Source organism: Neisseria sp. HMSC70E02, from assembly GCF_001838645.1.
Lineage (GTDB): Bacteria > Pseudomonadota > Gammaproteobacteria > Burkholderiales > Neisseriaceae > Neisseria > Neisseria macacae.
In genome coordinates this window covers 1-22,377 of sequence record NZ_KV838066.1, presented here as the reverse complement: position 1 = coordinate 22,377, position 22,377 = coordinate 1, and the positions used below count along the sequence as shown (strand labels likewise).

Here is a 22,377-nt window from a genome sequence, read left to right as displayed (position 1 = left end):
GGCTGAAATAGTATAAGTGCCCGATTCTGACCGATTATAGTATATTAATGAATATTACCAAATGGAACTATGAATTATAAGATAGATGTTATTGCTTTGAAAGCATATCAATCTAAAAGGCCGCCTGAGTGAACAGACGGCCTTTTTTAGAAAACGGCGTATTAGACGGAAAATGAAGAACCGCAACCGCAAGTGGTCTCCGCATTCGGATTGCGGATAACGAATTGGGAACCTTGCAGGCTTTCGGTGTAGTCGATTTCCGCGCCGACCAAATATTGATAGCTCATCGGATCGACCAAGAAAGTCAGCCCGTTTTTTTGGATTTCAAAATCGTCATCGTTTTTGATTTCGTCAAAGGTAAATCCGTATTGGAAGCCTGAGCAGCCGCCGCCGTTGACGAATACGCGCAGTTTCAAGTCGGGATTGTTTTCTTCGGCAATTAAATCAGCTACTTTGGTGCAGCAGCTTTCTGTAAAAATGATAGGGCTTTCGTCTGACATGATGTGATTCCTTTTATATAAATATTGCCAGTATTGTCGCGCAAACGGATTCTTGAAGCAAGAAGAGGGTGTTGCGGGTCGGGCGGCAATATCTGTCAACCGCTTACATGGCTGCAATCTCGAAAAATTTCAATAGGCAGGCGGACAGCCTTTACACCGTCTGTCCTGTTAAAAAAGAGGAAAACATGAATTCAGGTCGTCTGAATACAACGCAGATCAGATAATCCGTCCAAACCATTCCACGCGGCCGATGATGGCAACATCTTCGGTCATTTTGTTTAAATCGATTTCAAAGGCCGGATAGGCTTCGTTGGCGGAGATGACGTTGACGATGCCGCCGGGTATGACTTGCAGCCGTTTCACCAAAAGATTTTCATTGATACGCAGAACATATAACCCATCGCGCGGGGTGGTTTCGCTGCGGTTGATGAGGATGGTATCCCCGTCGTTCAGGACGCCTTCCATAGAGTCGCCTTTGACGGAAATGACCGACAGGTTTTTGGTGTCGCGGGTAACGTAGTTTTCAATCCAGTAACGGCGGAATGCCATGGTAAACATGGGTTTTTCATCGCCGACAAGCTGTCCGTGTCCTGCGGCGGCATGGATGTCGTAGCGCGGAACGAAGATAAATTCGTCAATATCGACCGGATTGCCCAAAGTGTCGTAAGCGGTGGCTTTAGGCGGCTCGGTATTGGGAAACGGCTCTCCTTCTCCCGTCAGAAGCCAGTCTATGCTGCATCCTTTGAGCTGTTTGATTTTTTTCAGGGTTTCGGATTTGGGTAATCCGCCCTCGTTCCAGATGCGGCTGAAGCCGGCAATGGTCATATCGATATCGGCCGCGATTTTGGCTTGTCGTGCTTCATCTTTCCATAGAAAAGCCAGTCTGTCTTTAAAGGTATCCATGTTGTTCCTTTGGTTTAAGTGTGATTTTTAATACACTTTGAATGTTTAATGTGTATTTTACCTTAGTTTTTATCAAATTGTAAGAAAAATATTAGTCATGCTAAGAAAAAGTATTGCTGTTTTTGTTTTTTCTGAGTATTATGTGCTTATTGTTAGATTAATCGAATAATTTCGGTTCAAAAATACTTTTATTTTTAATTTGTATCTCGGTTTTGATGCTTTATTCTGATTAATCTGATTTTTTAGACTGAATTATGTTTTATTTGAATGTGTTTTAGATTTTGTTGGAGGCTGTGAAAATGACTCGTTATCGTAAAAATGCTTGGTTGGTTCTGACTGCTTTTGTATTGGGTTTTTTGGCGTTTCCTTTCAGCTATTCGCAAGCGCATCAATCTGATATCAGCGTTTCGGCACAAGAGTGCGAGCAGTTGAATAATTTGGTTTTGGAAAATATGAACGGGCAGCAGCAAGTATTTGCGCGCGAGTGTGATACGGTTGAGGCTTCGCATGATTGGGAGCAGCAGTACGGCAATTTGAATGAAGAAGAATTGGTTGCCGGTATTGTGTATGAGTGAGTGGCTGTGAGGCTGCTGTTGCGAAGCTCTAAAGCTAGAGGCGGGGAATTTTTGAGTTTGTATAGTGGATTAACTTTAAACCGGTACGGCGTTACCTCGCCTTAGCTCAAAGAAAACGATTCTCTAAGGTGCTGAAGCACCAAGTGAATCGGTGCCGTACTATCTGTACTGTCTGCGGCTTCGGCGCCTTGTCCTGATTTAAAGTTAATCCACTATATAATGGACGGGCAGGGTAGGCATGCGCCGTGTGGTCGAAGTTCACCGACTGGAAATTCTTTAGATTTGTGATTTGGAAGGCATTTGCTATTGCGGTTGTTGATGAGGGGTCGTCTGAAAACGGCGTGAGTGGTTTTCAGATGACCCCTTTAGATGGATAAAAATCTCTCTTGTTCGGAATGACTCTATACATCAGGGGAGTAGCGGGGCGTTTTGCAGACCGAGCTGTTCGTCAAAACCGAACATGATGTTCATGTTTTGAATGGCTTGTCCTGCTGCGCCTTTCACTAAATTATCGATGACGGACAAGGCAATCCAAAGATTCGATTGCGGCGCTTGCTGGATGCTGATGCGGCACAAATTGGCTCCGCGGACACTGCGTGTTTCGGGTGTGGAACCGGCAGGAAGGATGTCGACAAAGGGGCTGTTCCGATAGTATTCGCGAAGTATCTCTTCAGGATGGCAACCGTCCTCAAGATGCAGGTAAATGGTTGCGTGCATACCGCGTATCATGGGTGTGAGGTGCGGAGTGAAGACAAAACCATCGGCGATGTCTGCCTGCAATGTTTGGATGGTTTGTTTGATTTCGGGAAGGTGGCGGTGTCCGCCGATACCGTATGCTTTGAAATTGTCGCCCGCTTCGCAGAAGAGTGAACCGATGTTGCCCTTGCGCCCTGCGCCGGAGACGCCGGATTTGCAGTCGGCAATCAATGGCATGTGTGCTTTCAGACGACCTTGTTGCAGCAAAGGCAATAAGGGCAATGAAACGCAGGTGGGATAGCAGCCGGGGTTGGCGACGATGCGTGCGTTGGCAATGGCGTCGCGGTTCATTTCGCTTAATCCGTATACGGCTTGCGGGATAATATCGGGGCTGGCGTGGCGCATACCGTACCATTGTTCCCATGTCGGGATGTCTTGGATGCGGAAGTCGGCGGATAGGTCGACGATACGGACGTTTTGGTTCAGAAGCGCGGGTGCTTCCTTCATAGTGACGCCATTGGGCGTGGCAAAGAACACGACATCACATTGATCCAGTCGGGCTTGGTCCGGCGTTTGGAAGGTTAAGTCGTAAATGCCGCGCAAACTGGGAAAGTAATCGGCAATGGCAATGCCTGCTTCGCTTCTGCTGGTAATGGCGGTTACTTCGACATTGGGGTGCGTGCTGAGCAGGCGGAGCAGTTCTACGCCAGTGTAGCCTGTTGCGCCGACGATGCCGGCTTTGATTTTTTGATTCATGATTTCTCCGTTGGGTGGACTTTAAATATGGAGGTTTAGTTTAATGGGATGAGGGTCGTCTGAAAAGGGGAAGGGGATAATACGGCACGCTCTGACGATTGACCGTGTGGAAATCGGTATTTGTCTGACGGCATTCCTTAGTCTTTAGAAACGCTGATGGTGTGTTTGACGTGTTTTAAATTCGCCACGATGGTAAACGTCATCATCACCAGCAAGGCCCACGAACTCCATTTGCTGATGTGTACCGATGCCCATGCACCGATTTGGTTGGGATAACGCCAAACGCCGAACAAAGTCCCTAAGTTTTCCGCCAGCCAAATGAAAAAACCGATCAGGACGAAAGACAGCAGAAGCGGCATTTTTCGGGTAGTGTCATAGGGCGTGTATAAAACAGTTGTCCGCGCATACAGCCCGAGTGCGAATGCGGCGAGATACCAGCGGTAGTCGCCGAGATAGTGATGAGTGAAAAAATTGACGTAAATTGCCAGCGCGCACAATGTGCTCAACCAATACGGCGGATGGCTTTTGATTCTGATATTAAAGAGCCGCCAAGCCTGAATGATGTAGCTGCCGACCGCCGCATACATAAAGCCTGCAAACAGCGGTACGCCGCCGATTTTGGTGTATGCCTCGTCCGGATAGCTCCAAGACTGGATGTCGCCCGATGTTTTGAACCACTCCAAAGCAAAGCCCACCAAGTGAAACAGCGTAATCGATTTCACTTCGTCCCACGTTTCCAGCTTGAAATACAGCATCGCAGCCTGCACCGAGACTGCAAAAATCAGCAGCAGGTCATAGCGCGAAATCCCCAGCCAGCCTGTTTTCGGAATCAGGAACATGGCGATGAAAAACAAACCTGCAAACAAACAGGCGCGCGCTTCTTTCAGTCCGAAAAACCAGAATTCGACCGCAAAACGCCGCCAACCGTGCAAATCATCCCGTTTCGGGTGTTCCATCAGCCAAGTATCCAGTTTGCCCAACATATTTTCAGACGACCTTCAGATTTGCAAAATGACGGAATATAACGGAAATGGGGAAAGGATGGGATATGGTATGACGAACGGCAATGTTGGGAGATGGGGCGGTGAGGGGTCGTCTGAAAGCGTGTGCGATGTTTAGCATTTTTTGAGCGATAGGATGGGTCAGGACAACGGACCTGTGGCGTGCAGATTATTCGAGCAGAGTAGGAGAGCAGGGTTTAAGGCAGGTTCGGAATAGGGAGTGTCGCACAGGTTGAAACAGCAAACAGCTTTTGCGAATAGCACGCCCTAGATTTTCAGACGACCTTCCCGTATTCCTCCTCCTTCTTCGGGCTGTAAAATTTCTGCTAAAATCAAACGCCTTATCCTTTTCAGACGACATCGCCATGCAAGCACATACATTGGTCTGGTTCCGCCGCAACCTGCGCATACGCGACAACGCCGCGTTGTCCGCTGCCGTGAAGCGGGGATTGCCTGTGGCAGGCGTGTGGGTGGCGCAGGGGTCGTCTGAAATCCCCAATCCGCGTCAGGATTGGTTTCATTATCAGGCGGCAGCGGCTTTGCATAGATCGCTGGCGGCGCGCGGCGTGGCTTTGTATGCGGTGAACCGTGTGGAAGAATTGCCTGCTTTGGCGACGCGGTTGAATGTTCAGACTGTAATTGCAGACGAAGCCTATACGTCGTCTGAAATCGGGCAAGATAACCGCATTTGGCGGATTTTGGATGAACAAAGCGTTGCGTTCGATCGCGTTAACGACCGTGCCATATTCGTCAAGGCAGAAATCATGGGCAGTCACGGCGCGCCTTATACCGACTTCCCGCATTATAAAGAAGCGTGGCTGGCTTTGTTTCGGCAGCGGTTCGGCGGGCGGGATGCGGGAGGCGGACGCACTGAAATTTTTCAGACGGCCTCTGTTGAAATGCCGTCATTTCCTGCGTGGAACGGGCAGCAGGATATGGTTTCTGCGCAGCGCGGCGGAGAAGATGAAGCGGACAAACAATGGCGGCAGTTTGAAGAAAATATCGGGTTTTATCCGATTATGAAGGATTTCCCTGCCAGAAAAGGCACCAGCCGCTTGAGCGCGTATTTGAGCGCAGGCTGCATTTCGCCGCGCGTGTTGGCGACTGAAGCCGCAGGGCAGGGCGCAGATGCTTGGTTGGACAATTTGATACGGCGCGATTTCTATCAGCAGCTTGCTTACCACCGCGCCCGCATCGAGCCTGAATCTGCTGCCGAATCTGCGCCGTTTTCAGACGACCTGACGGAACGTTGGCGGCAGGGGAAAACAGGTTTCCCGTTTATCGATGCCGCAATGCGCAGCCTGAAATCGAGAGGCTGGCTACATCCCGCCCTGCGTTCCCTGACGGCAGAATTTTTGTGCGGCGTCCTGCATCAGCCGTCCGAACACGGCATCGTTTGGTTCGCCGCGCAGCAAACCGATTTCGACCCCGCCCTGAACGAAGGCAACTGGCAAACCGCTGCCCGCAACGCCCGCCGGCATTCTATCGACATTATCCAAACCGCCCGACGGCTTGATCCCGACGGCACATTCGTCCGCCGCCATATCCCCGAGTTGGCGCATCTGCCCGCCAACCTCGTCCACACCCCGTGGCTCGCCTCGTCTGAAATTGATGCACACGGCTATCCGCCACCCGTCGTTGTTGCGCCCTAGAGCGTGATTATCGCTCGGTAACGGCTACGGGTTTCTCATCAAACGACGCTCTTTAAGCGTAAAATTATAGTGGATTAACTTTAAACCAGTACGGCGTTACCTCGCCTTAGCTCAAAGAAAACGATTCTCTAAGGTGCTGAAGCACCAAGTGAATCGGTGCCGTACTATCTGTACTGTCTGCGGCTTCGGCGCCTTGTCCTGATTTAAATTTAATCCACTATAGCTTGAAGAAGTCCGCCCTTGAAACACTTTTCTCTTTAAATCTCCTATTCTCAAACTTAAAACCGTCCCATGGTGGACAGTTAATTCATTTTTGAAAGGAGCAAGTCAGGTTACCTCAAGGGGTCGTCTGAAAATTGTTTTGTTTATTTTTTCTAGAGCGGATTAATTTTAAAACCAGTCGGGCTTTATCCTGTTTTGATTCGGTATGAACTTAAGTTGTCATAAATATTTGAATGGCAATGGCTTTATTCATTATTTTAAAAAATCGATTGGCACTCAAACCATCGTAATTTTGCCCGCGTTATAACCCGGTTGATAAGCGGTATGAATTTGATATTTAACGGTAGTTACTAATTTATTTATTTTTTGATATGATAAGTAAATTTTTTAAAAAGGTAAAAACTATGAAAGGTATTATCAGGCTGGGAGATGCGACTACTCATGGAGGCGTTGTGGTTCAAGCGTCTTCAGATATGGTCATTGAAGGAAAGCCTGCCGCTCTGGTAGGCGATTTGGTTTCTTGCCCCATACCCGGGCATGGCACCAATCCGATTATCGAAGGCAGTCAATATATGTCGTTTAAAGGGCGCGATGTCGCTGTGGACGGTTGTAAAACTGCATGCGGCTGCGCTTTGATCAGCAGTATGCCGACTGTCGGAAGCGACTAAGGGGAATGGAATCTGCAAGGAGTTAAAGTGCCGGATTGTCGGAAATAAGATACAAAATTGCATAATCCTTTTAGTGTTGCAGGTTTTTAGGGGCACATGCCTGATTCGGGGCAGGTTTGGCAAAAAGCCTTTCATCTTAATAATTCAAAAGTTCTGATATTCAAAATACAGATTAAGTTTTTAGATTTTAAGTTTATTTTTCGGAAGTTATTATGAAGCCAATTTTTACTGGCATAGTGGTTATTATTCTAAGCATCGTCAGTGCAGTCTTACTCTACTTTTTAGGTCATAAATTCGGAATCGATACATCTGCAGCCAAAGCGGTTGTGTGGGCGTGTATCACGGTAGTGACTTCATTAATATTCTTTATCCCTCTGTTGACACGAATGCTTTGGTCAGGCGTGTCTGACAGACATTCCAATTTGAAGCATCTGAATCCCGAAGATTTAAGCGGCGACAGTGCGGAATCTACCCATTTGATCGGCGTGTCGGAACGCTGGGAGCAGTTGAGACATATCCACTTGCTGACCAAGCAATATAAAAAACACCGTAAGCCTTGGATTTTTGTGGTCACTCAAGATACTGCCTTACTGGAAGCCTCTTTGCCGGATATCCGCCGTCAGTTGTGGGTAGAAACTGCATCGGCTATTTGGATTGATGCACAGGCTATGGAGCCTGCAGGCGGTTGGCAATATCTGAGGGGCGTGGGTAAACGTCCTGCGGAAGGCATTGTTTCGCTTCAGGCAAAATCCTCAATTCATGAAAATGCCGCGCAATTGACTGAGTTGATGAAAAAGCTCGGATGGAAGCTGCCGATTAATCAGGTGTATCTGACCAATGAAGCCGATGAAATGCCATCAGCCATCAGCCATGCTTTGAAATATGGTTCGACTGTATCGGCAACGGAGTTGGCAAAAGAATTGGATCAGTTTGCCAACCAGTTGGCGGCAGTGGGTACGCAGCTGATTGAGGAAGATTTGCGCCAAACACCTATTGCAAAACTGTCTGCGACGTTGCCCTCTCAAAGTCAGGCTTTGGCAGATCATATTGCTGCTGAAAAACGGAGTTTGGGAAAACTGGATACAGTTGCCGGCGTTTCGTTTGTTCAAACCAATAATCCTGAACAATCAGGAGATTTGATTTACCGTGCGTTTAACGATCTGTCTGTTTTGGGTTCAGGTAAAAAACTGCATTTGTCCAAAACGGAAAAAACCTATCTGGCAATGAGTGCCGTAGCCTTGTTGGTCGGTAGTGTGTTTGCAGTGGGTGCGCACAGCAGTTATCAAGATATAGGTCGTCTGAATGCTGATTTGGAAAGTGTTCAGAAGGCAAAATCACGCTCGGAAAAAGTTGCAGCCTTAATCAAACTGCAACAAAGTATTGCCGAAATGGAATCTGGCAGGGATTTCTTGCAATATACAGCCAAGTTTTTGGGCTATGAGCATAGAAAAGAGCTGTTGGCTGCCGCTTATCGCAAATACGGGATTTTGGTTAAAGATGTCGTCAGCCGTCCTGCTACCGTATTCTTTGCGAATAAGTTGGATGGTTTGACTATGCTCGAAGGGCAGATTCCGGACGACTTCGAACTGCAAGACAGTTCTTATCAAGACCTGAAAGCATATTTGATGCTGACGTCCCATGTAGAGAAAACCAAAGACAAAAAAGATGCTGAATTCCTGACGAAAAAATTGGTGGAAATGCTGTCGGCACAGAATGTTTCTACCAAAGATGCACAAATTTTGGCCCAATTTTTCGTGCCGCGCATGGCTACCCATTCCGGTTGGCTGGAAACGGAGCAACCTGAATTGGTGTCACGAAGCCGTCAGATTCTTGTGGATTGGATCAACCGCGACCAAGGCAGTGAACAGTTATACAAACGCATCGTACAAGGTACGGATGCCAAGCTGAAAACCATCACATTGGCAGAGCTGCTGAATAAGGATTTGAAAGGCATTTGGAATGTCGGCAAACCTTTGCCTCGTGTGTATACAGTCGAAGGCTGGGAGAAATATGTTAAACCTGCTCTGGACCAAGCGGTTAAAGACAGCAAGAATACTGACTGGGTGCTGGGTGGAAACCTGCATCAGGCACCGGTTACGGAAGCTGCGATCAACAGTCTGAAAGAGCGTTATTTCAAAGAATATGCTGCGGCTTGGTATGACATGATGAACAGTATTACATGGCAGCCAAGGACGACCAATTTGGATGCGGTCAATCAGTTCCACGTTTATGCAGATCCTCAGCGTTCTCCATTGGTGGCATTGTTCCATGCTGTGAAAGAAAGTAGCCAGTTGGACAGCAAAAAAATCGACGTAAATCCGGCGGTTGCCGATGCTGCAAAACGTGCGGCGGCAAGACAGCTGTCTGCCCGCTCGCGTAGGGTTGCCGATACGGTATTAAATTCACAGGCTGAAAACATCAACGCCCTGGAAGGTAAAGTCAATGATTATCTGGCAGGACCGTTGGAAGCAGAATTTGAAAACCTGCTGCAATTGATTGACGCGCAAATCAATCCGAAGAGCGATTTGAGCCTGCAACGTTACCTTGAGCGAGTGACGACCATTAAACAACGTTTGATTCAAATGGCGTCTTCTTCCGATACCGGTGGTGTAGCCAGATCGGCCGTTCAAGGAGTCTTGAACGGCGGAGACAATGAATTTCTTGAAGGTATGCAGTATGCACGTTTGATTGAGGCTGGTGTGGGCGACAGATTGCTGCCGTTTGCGCGCAACGTTTTTGTCTTGCCATTTAATTCCGTATGGGATTCGATTGCAGGCGTGGCCCAAAAAGATATCAATAATCTGTGGGCAAGCAATTTTGTTAATCCTATGCAGTCTGAGTTGGGCGGCAGGTATCCGTTTGCCAAATCAGAAACCGAAGTTTCGATTCCCGTATTGGCAAAATACTTGGATATCAACAAAGGCGCATTGAATCAGTTTATAACGACCCAATTGGCAGGTGTTTTGACCAAACAAGGCAATCAATGGATTGTGGCACCGGGAAGCGAATTGAAAGTCAATCCGGGATTGTTGCAACAGCTGAATAAATTGAGTGCGATTTCTGAGGATTTCTTCGTCAACGGAGAAGGTGGTTACAGTTTTGAGCTGAAGCCGACGTCTACTCAGGGAATTGTTCAATTCGACTTGGTTGTTGATGGTCAATCATTGAATTATTTCAACCAACAGACAGAGTGGAAGCCATTCAAATGGCCGGGTGATGTCAGCAATGCCGGTTTGCGTATTTCTTGGGAAACCGAGGCAGAAGGTATGCGTAAAACTCAGGAAATCAGCGGACGTTTCGGTTTCATCCGTATGCTTGAAAAATCCAGGGTTACGCCGATTGATGGAAGTACCTATCTGGTTGAGTTCCCACTAGAAAAAGACAAATTGATGCGCTTCTATATGCGGACCAATTCCGGTAAAGGACCGTTGGGACTGCTGGATCTGAAAAATATCCATCTGCCGAATAAGATTTTTGAGGTTAAATAATGATGACATTACCCCAATGGGTAAAGCCGATACTCGGTGATGAAGGCACATCTATCACCGATAACAATATCCATCGCTGGCAAGAATGGTTGGAGCCTGTTTCAGACGACCATCCTTGCGGCGAGGATGTTGCCTATACAGATGATTTTGAAGCCATCAAGATTGAGTTGGCCAAACTTTCGGGTATGGACTACCGATTGATTTTGGATGCTTCAGAACGCCTGCTGAAGCGTGAATCTAAAGATCTGAGGGTAGCAACCTATTACATTTTTGCCTCGCTGAGAGACAGAGGCTTGGCAGGTTTTTCAGACGGCTTGGAGATTTTGTGCGGGTTGCTGCAAAAATTCGATCAGTCGCTGTGGCCGAAAAAGCCGGTACAAAAACGTAATGCATTAAATTGGTTGTCCGGCGAAAGGGTGCTGGATACGCTTAAGAACGTGGGATTATCCGATTCTACGGAACTTAAGCGGACATTATCGGCTTTGATGTCGTTGCAACATTACTTTGAGGGATGGGAAGAGGTAGTACGCCCCAGCTTATTTCCATTGTTGCAATATTTTGAAGAGTCATCTGTTCGTTTTTCATCTTCTCCAACAAGTTCAAGTCAAAATCAGGAGACCAGTGCGCCTGTTGAGCAAGTGGCAACGCCGCAAATTCATCAAGAGAGTCGAGGGTCGTCTGAAAGTCTGACTGTCACAAAGGTTAACTCTTCTAAAGCCTTGCTTGACCAAGTCAGGATTAACGCTGCCTACTTGAGAGAACAGGATGATGGTTATTGGTCTGCAAACAAGATGATTCGGGCCGTCCGTTGGGGTGGATTGAACGGCATTCCTCCGCATCAAAACGGTCAGACGCGGTTGAAGGCTCCAAGGGCAGATTTATTGGCAAATCTGAATCGTTTGATTCAGGAGCAGCAATGGCGCGATTTGCTCGATAAAGTGGAAGCGGCTTTTTTGGAAGGTGCTAATCACTATTGGCTGGATTTGCAATATTACGCATGGCAAGGTCAGCAGGCATTGGGTGGCTTATATCTTTCCCAAGTTGATTCGTCGCTATTTGAGTTGAAATCCTTATTGACCCGATGCGAAGGCCTGACCGGCTTGAGTTTTGATAACGGGTTCCCGTTCGTATCGGCTGATACGCTTATATGGCTGGAAGAAAAGGTCATGTCGTCCGCGCGCAAGCAGACGAGTAGTCAAGCCATTCAAAAAGCAGTGTTAGCGTCGCCATCTCAGACAGAAAATCAAGAAAGTTACTGGCAACAGGCTCTGTTGAAAACACAAGAACACGGTTTAGACGCTGCATTTGCTTGGTTGGAAACATTGCCGGAGTGGCAGACAGGCTCAGGGCAGGTTAAGAAATGGGTGATGATGGCGCGGTTGGCTGTAAGCGCTCAAAAAGAGGACTGGGCAGTGAAACTGTTGGAACAGGCTTCGAAGCAGATGCAAGTGTTGACAGTTAAAGAGTGGGACAAACATTTTACGTTTGAAGTGTATGCCCTTTGGTATCAACTATTAAGTGAAAACCTTGATAATAAAGATATTGAGGCAGTCGGACAGCTCGAATTTTTACGGACAGAGTTGATGCAGGCAGATGTTGTCCGTGCATTGGAATTAATTTATTAAGCATATATTATGTCAGATCCCACATTACGCTATTATGAAGAAGAGATGCGGTATCTCAAAGAGGCGGGATTAGAGTTTTCAAAGGCCCACCCTGATCGTGCCGCAATGCTGAATTTAGACAGGGTAGGTACGCGCGATCCTTATGTAGAAAGACTGTTTGAAGGCTTTGCTTTTTTGACAGGGAGAATCAGACAAAAATTAGATGATGACTTTCCGGAATTGACGGAGGGGTTGGTCCATATGCTGTGGCCGCATTATCTGAGGATGATTCCTTCCCTGACTGTTTTGGAATTGATTCCGGATAATAAAAAGTTGCAAGGAGGGCAAGTCGTCAAAAAAGGATTGTCCGTTCAGTCCGAACCTATCAATATCAACGATAGATTGACCAGATGCTTGTATCGGACCACTGCTGATGTTGCGCTCCAACCTTTGAGCATATTGCATACATTGTTGGATTATGATGCGAATGGTCAAAGCGTCATCAAATTAACTTTTGGTATCCACCGGCAAATACAGAAAGAAAATTTAGATTTTTCCAAAATCAGAATTTATATTTCCGCCGATGAACCGATTGCCTTCGCATTGCGTCATGCTTTGTTGAATCAGACAGCGCGAATCAGCCTGCATCATGCCGAATTGCCATCTGCCGGCAATATACAGTTTAAGGCAGTCGGATTTGCTGAAGATGAAAGGTTGTGGGAGAAAGTCAATAACAGCTTCAGCGGCTACCAACTATTGCTGGAATATTTTTGTTTCAAACAGAAGTTTTTCTTTATTGATTTAGTGGGCATCGATGCCGGAGCGTGGTCGGAACGTATTAATGAGTTTAGCGTGAATGTGGTTCTTTCCAAGCAATACCCTTCAGAGCTTCGATTTCCTCCTGACTGTTTGAAATTGAACTGCGTGCCTGCCATCAATCTGTTTGATATGGAAGCAGAGCCTATCCGAGTGGATCATAAGGCGTTCGAATATCAGGTGAAGCCGCTGTTACATGAAGGTATGGCTGTTGAAGTTTATTCCGTCGAAGAGGTAGAGGCGGTTAATCATGAAACAGGCAAACGTTACCCCTATATTCCTTTTTCCTCATTCCAGCATCGTGGTGGTTTGATGAAATATGATGCGCCGGAAAGGTATTTCCATACCAAAGTCAAACAAGGCGTATCAGGAAGACATGAAACATTTATCATGCTTGGCGGATTGCTGTGGGATAGAAAAGATATATTGCCTACCGAGACGCTTTCATTGAAGGTGGTCGGGACAAATGGCGCTTTGCCGCGTAAAAGTCTGAGGGAAACCCAGATTCAAGACGACGATATCGCCGAACCAAATGTCAAAATGGTCAGAAACCTTACCACGCCGACATTGTCTTGCTATCCGCCGACAGAGGATAGATTCCAATGGCGCATATTGTCCCATTTGTCGCCCAACTATTTATCACTATTGAATGTCGACAGTTTGAAAGGTGCATTGTCCATTTACGACTGGACTGAAGACGAGCTGAACAAGCGCAGACTGAATGGTATTGTTGATGTCAAACATGAAACAGTACAGAGAATCGAGCGTGGCGTAGTCCACCGCGGAATTCATATTACCGTAACATTTGATTCGACCGCATTTAGCGGTGAGGCGGAAATTTATTTGTTCGGAGAATTATTGAACGAATTTTTTGCAATGTATGCTGATTTGAACCTGTTTACCCGGTTCAGCATTGTTTCTCTGCCATCCGGGAAAACATATACATGGAAAGACAGCAAAACAACTATCACACGGTTTTAGAAACGGCGCACAAAAGCGCCAAAGAAAATAACGACAGGCAAACGCTTCCCTTATGGGAGATTCCTAGAAATAAAGCGCAGCGCGAAAGCGGGTCGTCTGAAATCTTCCAAGAGAAATTGGGGGAGTTTATTGTACGCAATGCGGCAACAATGAATTTCTTCCAATTTTGCCGGGTTCTGGAAACCCTTGCCGAAGGAAATGAAGAAAAGGCTGTCGAGTCAACCGTAAGATTTAGAAGGGTAAAATCTTTATCTTTCCCTTCGGGGGAAATCGCATCGGTTGAATATGACGCAGAAGCCGATCTGCCGACTGTCAGGACGACATTTTTAGGTTTGTACGGTGTCGATGCGGTTTTGCCGGATTACTTCCTGAACGATATTGCGACGCATAAAGACGGCAGTGAAAGCCTGGCGGCATTTTTAGATATTTTTAACCACCGAATCACGACCCTGTTTTTCCAAGCATGGAAAAAATACCGTTATCCGTTTCTGTTTCAACGGGAGGGGCAGGATGACCTATCGCGTTCTCTCTTGCACCTAATCGGGCAAGGCATGGTCAACGGGAAATTCATGCATCCTCTGCTGGATAGCAGGATTTTGGGGTTGTTCAGTATTTTTTACCAACGAACCCGAACCAAAGAAGGGATTGTCAGCATCGTCAGATACCTTCTTCCCTTTGCCGATGTGAACGTAAAAGAGTTTCAGCCGCAATGGGTCATTTTGGAAAAGGACCGAAAACTGGGGAAAGCCGGTTTGCGATTAGACGGGGGAAGTGCATCTTTGGGCGGACGGATAAAAGATTACAGTCATTTGGTGCGTATTGAAATTACGCCCGATACATTTGACAACGCGCAGCTTCTGTTGCCAAAGCAGCAATTGCACCAAAAATTGCTCGAATTATTAAAACTCTATTTGGGTCGTCGTTTTGATGCGAGTGTTTACCTGAATATTAAAAAACAATGGATACCCAAAAGCCGTTTGGAAAAAAAACAAATATTGGGGATTAATACCGGTTTAGGTGCGATGCACCAAGACAAACAAATAAAAATAGCGAACTATACTTACTCAAACTAACTTCAAGAAAACGGAAAATCATGAATAAAAAAACCAGAATTACGTCAGTCTGCTCATTAGCCCTTTTATGCGCCATGCTTTCAGGATGCGGGATTTGGCAAGGCATGAAAGATGGAACGGTTGAAGCAACGAAAAGTGTTTTTTATACCAAACTCAAGATTTTGAAAATCGACCTGATTGCACGAAACGGTTTGAATCAAAACGAGCGCGGGCAGTCGCTGTCGACCGTCGTCCGAGTGTATCAGTTAAAAGACAAGCAAAATTATGAAGTTGCCTCATATCGTGATTTGCTCAATCAAGACAAAACCATCTTGAGCAACGATCTGGCGGAAGGTTACAAGCAATATACCATCCGGCCTGGGGAGACCATCAGCTTTGATGAAACGCTGAATAAAGACACCAAATATGTCGGCGTCGTCGCTTTCTACAACAAAGTAGGGGAAGAGCAGACTTGGAAAATGTTGATTACCAAAAAGCAACTGACCAATAAAAAACCGGTCGTTATCGAATTGGTGGATAACAAAGTCCTGCTTCAAGAGACGGTCAAGAAAGTCAAATAATGGATGCCGCACTCTATGAGAAACTGACCGGATTTTATTCCGACGGTTTGCCGATAGATGACTTGCCGGGCAGCTTTCAGTTGGTTCGCAGTGTTTTGGACAATATCCAACGCATTCTTAACAGCAGGAGCGGTTCCTTGAAACATCTGCCGGATTATGGGATTCCCGATCTCAGCATGGTTTATAAAAACCTGCCGTCCAGCGCGCATGACTTGCGGTATTTTATGAGGAAAACCTTGTTGAAATACGAGCCGAGATTAAGGAACTTGGATATCCACCTCACTGAATCCAAAGACAATATCATGGTCTTGTGTTATCAGCTGGAATGTGAAATCGAAAACGTGGGTGCGGTAGTGATAGACACTTATTTTATGCCTGAGGGGACGGTTTCCGTTAAACGCAGCCGGACATAAGCTTTCTTTGGTGTGAATAGATTACTTTGAAAATTAAGAAATAAAATATGGTTAAACACATTTTCCTTACTTGCGGCGTGTTGCTTTCAGCAACCGCTCAAACCGCCTTTGCCAAAGAGCTGGAAGGCATGTTGGTCACTCAAAACAATTATGTCCGGATTCGAAGTTGTGATTTGAAAAACAATTACACTTTGCTTCCCGGTAGCGGAAACGGCTATGAAGCCGCAGCGGAAATCATCAGCGTCAGAAAAAATACGCCTGAAAACACACCAATCTATGTCGGATTGAGAGGCAATCTGGAAAACACCAATTTTTTGATTTCAGGCATTGATTTCATCAAAATGGGCGAGAGCTGCCATGTGCCGCATACCGAAACCCCGCCTGCCGAAGTCGTTATTCGAGAGTATCCGCTTACTCAGCAGAAATCAGGTTCGACAGGAGGGAAGCCTGAGTCTAAACAAGACAATGCGAAATTAAAAGCTACGGAATCCCAACAAGCTAAGGCAGAACAGGACAAACCGGAAGAAACGGCAGGCAAGTCAGAAGAGCCGATTCCTTATCCTGAAGTTACACAGACTAACCAATCGGAAGACGGTAAAAAGTCTGAAGGCAAGTCAAATTCAGACGACCTCGTTAAAGAAAATGTGAAAACGGGGGATGTCAAACAGACAGATACCGAGAAATCTGATCGCACAACTGCTGGCTCGGCGACACCGGAAGTATCCAATACAACTGCGCCAACCGAGAAAAAAACCGTAGAAAACAAGGAAATTGATACGTCGGCTAAAGCAGAAACGTCCGAAACGGTAGAAGCGCCAGCCAAAGCAGAAGCATCTGAAACGGTAGAAGCACCAACCAAATCAGAAACATCCGAAACGGTAGAAGTGTCAGCTAAAGCAGAAACGCATGAAACAGTAGAAGCACCAATCCGATTTGAATCACTTGAAAAGGTAGAAACGCTGCCAACCAAGACGGAAATTTCTGCAACCGAAGAAACACCAGCCCAAACGGAGGCACCTGCAACAGTAGAAACACGGGTAACAACAGAAACTACGTCAACTACTCAGGCTCCGGTAGAGGAAGAAGCTTCAACAAAAACAGTTGATGTAGAGGAGCATCCGTCCGTATCTGAGTCTGTGGCTCCTGTGGTTTTGCCGGCAGAAAGTCAACCGGTAGAAACCACTACCGTATCCGAATTGAAGCCTGAAACCGGTAAGCAAGAGACTCCATCGGTAGAGCATGAGCCTTTGGCGCCGCAAGTAGATATCCAACACGAAGAAACGCATTCTGCACACAACACGCTGCCGGCAACGCCAATGGCTACCGAAACATCTGCGTCACAGACAGAGTCTCCTGTTGTGAATGAAGAAACTTCAGTGCAGCCGGTTTATGTCAATAAGGTCATCGTGCATGATGATGACGCCTTTTAATAAAAGGCAGGTAAGCTCAACACAATAGCGGAGTCGGTTTGCTGCTTATCCATAGAAAAGGTCGTCTGAATTTTTTCAGACGACCTTTTCTTATGAATGGATTTTAGCGATAAAACATTTTTGCTCACTCTTGCTCAAAGAGACAAATTTCCTCAGGCTTGGGAAGCAAGAAATAAATCGGTTTTATATGAACCTCGTTGCCTTTTAATTTTGAATAACCTGCCCCAGCTGATGAGAAAGAGGGGATAGCGCGGCTGACTTGGTCATATTGATTTTGCGGGTTATGCGGATTTTTTACTTTCAAATGCCGCTATTTGTCAGCGTGTTATTTTGTGTTCGTTCTTTGTCTTTCAGACGACCTCTGATGGTAAATAGGTCGTCTGAAAACAGCTTACCAAGACAGATAGAACATGGCTTTGGCAAAAAATACGATGAACAGCATATGGGAAAACACGACGGCGTGGATGTATTTGGACCAGCCGACGGTCAGGGTGCGCCGTGCCATTTTGACGACGGCGATGGCGAAATGGACGAGGACGCTGACTGCCAACAGGATTTTGAGGGTGAGGAGCGTACCGAATGAGGTGGCGAAGGGTTGGCTCAAAAAGGGCAGGTATCGGTTGAATACCATGACGATGCCGCTGATGAAAAGCGTAATGACGACGGGCGGCATAACGCGGACGGCGCGGTAAGACATGGCACGTTCGACTTCGCGGCGCGATTCGCGCGAGACGCGGCCGGTGTGCATGACGGACAAAACCAGCATTTCGAAAAATACGCCGCCGACAAAGGCGATGGCGCAATAGAGGTGGATGATGTGGGCGATGGCGTAGAGACTCATGACCGTGTTCCGAAGTGGATATTCAGGCGAAATTGTATCATCAGTCGGGCGGTTTCAGACGACCTTTTCCTTATTGTCGGCTCAATAGTCGGTGTCGCTCGGGATGTGCAAAGAAGCCATTTTGTTTATTAGGGCAGTTCGATAGTTAAGGAGCAAAATAGTTTTAAAATCTGGTAATAAAATCGGGTATTTTATTTAACATATCGGTCTATTTTAAAGTTAACTCCCTATACACTATACTGTTGCCACATTTCATGATGATGAAGAGGAAAAGATGAATAAATTATTGTCTCTGTTGGCTGTATGTTTGGCGATTGTGCCATTGTCTGCATGTAAACAGGAGGTTTCGGAGAAACCGGCAGCAAAGCAAGAAAAAGCGGCTTCTGTTGTTATCCGTCCTGAATTGAATTGGGATACCCCTAAATTAACCAGTAATGTTTGGAAAATCAGTAAAGCTGGGCAGCCGGATTCTTATTTGGTCGGTACCATCCATATCGGTAAGCCCAATGCCACCTTGTCTAAAGATGCAAAGAATCTGCTGGCATCTGCCGAACAGTTGGTTACCGAGGCCGATATGCTGCCCCAGCTTAATGATGAAGAGATGGCGAAATATCAAGAGTTTATGCAAAAAATTTATAGTCAAGATTCTTTGAAATCCAAGTTGGGCGATAAGAATTTTGAACTGTTGCAACAGGATTTTATGAAAAGTCCGGAGTTGGCTCAGATGGCACCGTACATCGACCACATGCATCCTTGGGCGGTGTTGCTGTTTGCTTTAAGTATTTATCCGCCTGAATACAGCAACCAGACAGGTGTGGATATTTTGTTGTCGAAAGCGGCACAAGAGTCCGGTAAAACACGCCTTGCTTTAGAGGATGTGATGGATTTTTCTCAAATTTTTGCCAGTCAGCCGGAAAAGTTGATGATTAAAATGTTGACATTGAGAACGAATGAAGAGTATGCCGAGCGGGAAACCAAACGTCTTTTCAATGCCTATGAGAAAGGAAAGTTCGAGGATTTACCTTTGGTGCAAACTGAATTCGAAAAGGAATTTGCTCAAAAGTATCCCGATACTATTCCCGCTTTATCTTGGGTACGCAGCGATTTGCTGATTAAGCGCAATCAAAGTTGGTTGCCGAAAATCAAAGAGATATCTGCTAAAAAGAAAACGGTTTTTGCCGTAGGCATCATGCACCTGATGTCTGAACAAGGCTTGATTGAGAAGTTGCGCAAGGAGGGTTATCAGGTGACGCCGGAGCCTTCAATCTTGATGTGGTAAAGCGTAAAACGTCGTCTGAAAAAGGTTTCAGACGACGTTTGATAATAAAAAATCCAAAAAACCGACCGCGAGATACAGCGGTCGGTTTGTTTTTGGGCGGGTTGTTGGTATCAAGGGGCTGAAAAGGTCGTCTGAACGCTTGGCGCGCGATTTTTGTTTCAAATATGGCGAGAAACAGGATGGGCGTGATGACCTAGATGGTTTCAGACGACCTTTGCATTATCGCGATAGGTTTCCCATGTGTTTATTTTATGGGGAAGGCTGCTCGAAATTTAATTGTCGGATGGCGCAGACCGCTTATAAATAAAGGGATTGTGCAATTGGAAACTGTATGATTTCAAATTGTAAATTACTCTTTTAAATGACGTTTGGTTTTTAAAACGACCGTTTGTTAGAAAGTTAAGACGGGCGCATTTTTAGATAATAAGATACGGGAAATAATCACAGGGGAATAAAATGTTATTGCTAGTATTGTTTTGCATGATACTTTGCCTGCTTGTAATTGCTGCCTTTATCGTGGCATCAATTCGCAGAAAACGGTTTGCTTACGATGTCAGCCGCGATTACGAATACGGTCAATTGCCCAAGTCGGCGACAGTCAGTTTGCGTGATGGCGAACTGATCTTGCCCGACACCATCGGCGCGAATGATACGGTAATCGCCAGAATCAACGTGAAATCAGGTTGGCTGGGCAGATTGGTGATGCCTTGGATCGGCGTCAAAACCAACCGCGGGGAATGGCGGGCGTATGTCGAACATGGCGGCAACGGCGCGCGCTACCTCAATTTGACCGATACCTTCGACGACGGCAGCAGAAAAATTACATTAAGCGGCAACCGCGTGTTCCTGCCTGATCAGGAAGTCGAATTGTCGGTTTATCCGCGCGAGTGTTTGAGCGGTAAAAAAATCCTGGTCCTTGCGCCCCATGCGGATGATGCGGAATTGGCGGCTTACGGATTATATGAAAAACATGCTGCCGATACGTTGGTGGTTACGATTACCGCAGGGGAGGGCGGCAGCTTCCATTACAACAATCTGTATGCGCGCAACCCCGAGCAAATGCAGGCGCAGTATCTGCAAAAGGGCAGGATGCGCGTATGGAACAGCCTGACCGTGCCGCTTTTGGCGGGGGTGTCGTCTGAAAACATTTTGCAGCTCGGCTATTTTGACAGCACATTGCAAGTCATGAAGCAGAATCCTGATGCCGATGTGAAGTCGACCAAACTGGATACGGCGGATGTCAATCTGTTCCGCCGTGCCAATACCTCGCCTTTGTCCAAAGGCTTGAACGGCGGCTCAAATTGGCGCGGTCTGGTCAATAATCTGGCCTATATTATCGAAACCTTCCAGCCCGACATCATCGTCAGCCCGTCGCCCAATATTGATGCGCACAAAGATCATCAATATACGACGATTGCTGCGGTTGAAGCGTTGAAACAACTGGATTATCGGAAAGGCTCGCTGTTTTTGCATACGCTGCATTTTTTGAGCGACGATTTCCCGATCGGCAAGTCCGGCTCGATGTTGAGCCTGCCGCCGATGTTCGGTCAGCCGTTCCATTTCCATTCCGTGTATTCCCTGCCTTTGAACAAAGAAGAGCAGAACCGCAAACTGCTGGCGCTGGACGCGATGAACGATATCCGCCCCAACGCCAACGGGTATGCGGACTGGAAAACCATGATATTCCGCGGCTTGAACGGCTTGCGCCATCATGTATTTGATATCGATAGGGATTTGGTCAACCGCTTTGTCCGCAGCAACGAATTGTTTTACGTCGTGCCCGTCAGCGATGTGCATCAGGAAGACAGTTATCAAAAAATCGTCCAATGCGGCTGATTGGGTCGGGTTTCAAATCATTGCCTGCCTGAATGTCGGATAAAAAGAGAAATTGAGCGAAGCTCCGGCAACGGATGGGACCATGCCGCATACGTTGGCGGCCGATATACAAAGGTCGTCTGAAAACCTATAATGGCAAGGATTTTACACCTGTTGCCCGCCATGCCGATTTACTTTATTTCCGATTTGCACCTGAGCGAATCCCATCCTGAATTGACTGAATTGTTTTTGCGCTTTATGCGCGAAAAAGCACCGCAGGCGCGTTCGGTTTATATTTTGGGGGATCTGTTTGATTTTTGGATAGGCGACGACGAGCAATCCGAATTGACCCAAACCGTCGCGCAAGCGATTCAATCCGTCGTGCAGCGCGGGGTGGAATGTTTCTTCGTACACGGCAACCGGGATTTTTTGATCGGGAAGCAATTTGCAGCGCAATCCGGTATGAAATTACTGCCCGAATATGCGGTGGTCGATTTATACGGCAGTTCCGCCTTGATTTGCCACGGAGATACTTTGTGTATCGATGATGCGCGTTATCAGAAGTTCAGAAAGGTTGTTCACCAAAAATGGCTGCAACGCCTGTTCCTAAGCCTGCCGCTTGCCCTGCGCCTGAAAATCGCCCGCAAAATACGCCGAACCAGCAAGCAGGGCAAACAATATAAAGCCGCCGAAATCATGGACGTCCAGCCGCAATTTACCGCAGACATTGTGCGTCGGCATCATGCCCAACTGTTGATTCACGGGCACACCCACCGTGAGCATATCCATCAGGAAGACGGCTTTACCCGTATTGTGTTGGGGGACTGGAAGCCTGATTACGCTTCCATACTGGAGGTTGACGAACAGGGTTTCCGGTTTGTTCCTTTATAAATTTGCGGGGCGGTGGCGGGTAAAAATACAGGGGCTTGGGTTCAAGCTTTCATCTCGGTACGATATTTCAACTGTTCCGTATGGTTTGAATATGATTTGAATCACTAAAACATCGTCTCTTGTAAAACAGCTTCACTTTAAAGTCATCATCAAAAAGGTCGTCTGAAAACCCACAATCGGGTTTGAACTGGCCCCCAAATCTTGGACACTCAT

18 protein-coding genes and 1 pseudogene are annotated in these 22,377 nt (G+C 46.7%); 13 read left to right on the top strand and 6 right to left on the bottom strand.

All coding sequences use genetic code 11. The annotated features are described in order from the left end of the window. Positions 1-161: 161 nt before the first annotated feature. Both erpA and HMPREF3277_RS01525 read right to left on the bottom strand, forming a co-directional pair. The gene (erpA, locus tag HMPREF3277_RS01530; protein WP_003758366.1) at positions 162-500 is read right to left on the bottom strand and encodes an iron-sulfur cluster insertion protein ErpA; all 339 of its coding nucleotides are present in this window, start codon (positions 498-500) and stop codon (positions 162-164) included. Positions 501-716: 216 nt separating this feature from the next. Further along, positions 717-1,403 carry a S24 family peptidase gene (locus HMPREF3277_RS01525; RefSeq protein WP_003758368.1) on the bottom strand — a complete coding sequence of 229 codons (687 nt, stop codon included), beginning with the start codon at positions 1,401-1,403 and terminating at the stop codon, positions 717-719. A gap of 299 nt (positions 1,404-1,702) precedes the next feature. On the opposite strand from HMPREF3277_RS01525, the gene HMPREF3277_RS01520 reads away from it, so the two are divergent. Next, entirely contained in the window at positions 1,703-1,978 is a 276-nt protein-coding gene (locus tag HMPREF3277_RS01520) for a hypothetical protein (protein ID WP_003758370.1), read from the top strand. Positions 1,979-2,022: 44 nt separating this feature from the next. On the opposite strand, the pseudogene HMPREF3277_RS15545 reads toward HMPREF3277_RS01520, so the two are convergent. The 3 genes and pseudogenes from HMPREF3277_RS15545 to HMPREF3277_RS01510 all read right to left on the bottom strand — a co-directional run. Then, positions 2,023-2,219: pseudogene (locus tag HMPREF3277_RS15545) on the bottom strand (hypothetical protein); the annotation flags it as partial. A 167-nt stretch (positions 2,220-2,386) separates the two neighbouring features. Further along, positions 2,387-3,430, bottom strand: coding sequence for an N-acetyl-gamma-glutamyl-phosphate reductase (gene argC, locus HMPREF3277_RS01515; RefSeq protein ID WP_070869829.1), 1,044 nt, complete (start codon positions 3,428-3,430; stop codon positions 2,387-2,389). Between the two features lie 137 nt (positions 3,431-3,567). Then, positions 3,568-4,413, bottom strand: coding sequence for a DUF817 domain-containing protein (locus HMPREF3277_RS01510; protein WP_070860485.1), 846 nt, complete (start codon positions 4,411-4,413; stop codon positions 3,568-3,570). A 383-nt stretch (positions 4,414-4,796) separates the two neighbouring features. On the opposite strand from HMPREF3277_RS01510, the gene HMPREF3277_RS01505 reads away from it, so the two are divergent. The 9 genes from HMPREF3277_RS01505 (at position 4,797) to HMPREF3277_RS01465 (ending at position 17,338) form a co-directional block, all read left to right on the top strand. Further along, positions 4,797-6,083, top strand: a complete 1,287-nt coding sequence (locus HMPREF3277_RS01505) for an FAD-binding domain-containing protein (protein WP_070869828.1) — start codon at positions 4,797-4,799, stop codon at positions 6,081-6,083. A 626-nt stretch (positions 6,084-6,709) separates the two neighbouring features. Then, positions 6,710-6,973: a PAAR domain-containing protein gene (locus HMPREF3277_RS01500; RefSeq protein WP_009310839.1), complete on the top strand. Its 264-nt coding sequence runs from the start codon at positions 6,710-6,712 to the stop codon at positions 6,971-6,973. Positions 6,974-7,185: 212 nt separating this feature from the next. Continuing rightward, positions 7,186-10,461, top strand: coding sequence for an ImcF-related family protein (locus HMPREF3277_RS01495; RefSeq protein ID WP_070869827.1), 3,276 nt, complete (start codon positions 7,186-7,188; stop codon positions 10,459-10,461). Beyond that, the gene (tssA, locus tag HMPREF3277_RS01490) at positions 10,461-12,086 is read left to right on the top strand and encodes a type VI secretion system protein TssA (protein WP_070869826.1); all 1,626 of its coding nucleotides are present in this window, start codon (positions 10,461-10,463) and stop codon (positions 12,084-12,086) included. Before HMPREF3277_RS01495 ends, tssA begins: the two co-directional genes overlap by 1 nt. Positions 12,087-12,095: 9 nt before the next feature. Next, positions 12,096-13,862, top strand: a complete 1,767-nt coding sequence (gene tssF / locus HMPREF3277_RS01485; protein ID WP_070869825.1) for a type VI secretion system baseplate subunit TssF — start codon at positions 12,096-12,098, stop codon at positions 13,860-13,862. Next, positions 13,826-14,935 carry a type VI secretion system baseplate subunit TssG gene (tssG, locus tag HMPREF3277_RS01480; protein ID WP_070869824.1) on the top strand — a complete coding sequence of 370 codons (1,110 nt, stop codon included), beginning with the start codon at positions 13,826-13,828 and terminating at the stop codon, positions 14,933-14,935. Before tssF ends, tssG begins: the two co-directional genes overlap by 37 nt. 20 nt (positions 14,936-14,955) lie before the next feature. Then, the gene (gene tssJ, locus HMPREF3277_RS01475; RefSeq protein ID WP_003765178.1) at positions 14,956-15,495 is read left to right on the top strand and encodes a type VI secretion system lipoprotein TssJ; all 540 of its coding nucleotides are present in this window, start codon (positions 14,956-14,958) and stop codon (positions 15,493-15,495) included. Continuing rightward, positions 15,495-15,908 (top strand): type VI secretion system baseplate subunit TssE, encoded by a 414-nt coding sequence (gene tssE, locus HMPREF3277_RS01470; protein WP_003758401.1) that lies wholly within the window; start codon positions 15,495-15,497, stop codon positions 15,906-15,908. Before tssJ ends, tssE begins: the two co-directional genes overlap by 1 nt. Before the next feature lie 47 nt (positions 15,909-15,955). Continuing rightward, entirely contained in the window at positions 15,956-17,338 is a 1,383-nt protein-coding gene (locus tag HMPREF3277_RS01465) for a hypothetical protein (protein WP_070869823.1), read from the top strand. A gap of 391 nt (positions 17,339-17,729) precedes the next feature. Here HMPREF3277_RS01465 and HMPREF3277_RS01460 read toward each other — a convergent pair whose 3' ends face one another. Next, complete coding sequence (locus HMPREF3277_RS01460) at positions 17,730-18,179, bottom strand: CopD family copper resistance protein (RefSeq protein WP_003758410.1); 450 nt, start codon at positions 18,177-18,179, stop codon at positions 17,730-17,732. Between the two features lie 274 nt (positions 18,180-18,453). Between HMPREF3277_RS01460 and HMPREF3277_RS01455 the strand changes: the two genes are divergently transcribed. From HMPREF3277_RS01455 to lpxH, 3 genes are all read left to right on the top strand, one after another. Beyond that, complete coding sequence (locus HMPREF3277_RS01455; protein WP_070869822.1) at positions 18,454-19,458, top strand: TraB/GumN family protein; 1,005 nt, start codon at positions 18,454-18,456, stop codon at positions 19,456-19,458. Positions 19,459-19,914: 456 nt separating this feature from the next. Beyond that, on the top strand, positions 19,915-21,294 hold the full coding sequence (locus HMPREF3277_RS01450; RefSeq protein WP_070869821.1) for a PIG-L deacetylase family protein: 1,380 nt from the start codon (positions 19,915-19,917) through the stop codon (positions 21,292-21,294). A gap of 132 nt (positions 21,295-21,426) precedes the next feature. Next, a complete protein-coding gene (lpxH, locus tag HMPREF3277_RS01445; RefSeq protein WP_094113432.1) occupies positions 21,427-22,164 on the top strand; it encodes a UDP-2,3-diacylglucosamine diphosphatase in 738 nt (245 codons plus the stop codon). The last annotated feature ends 213 nt before the right edge of the window (positions 22,165-22,377 follow it).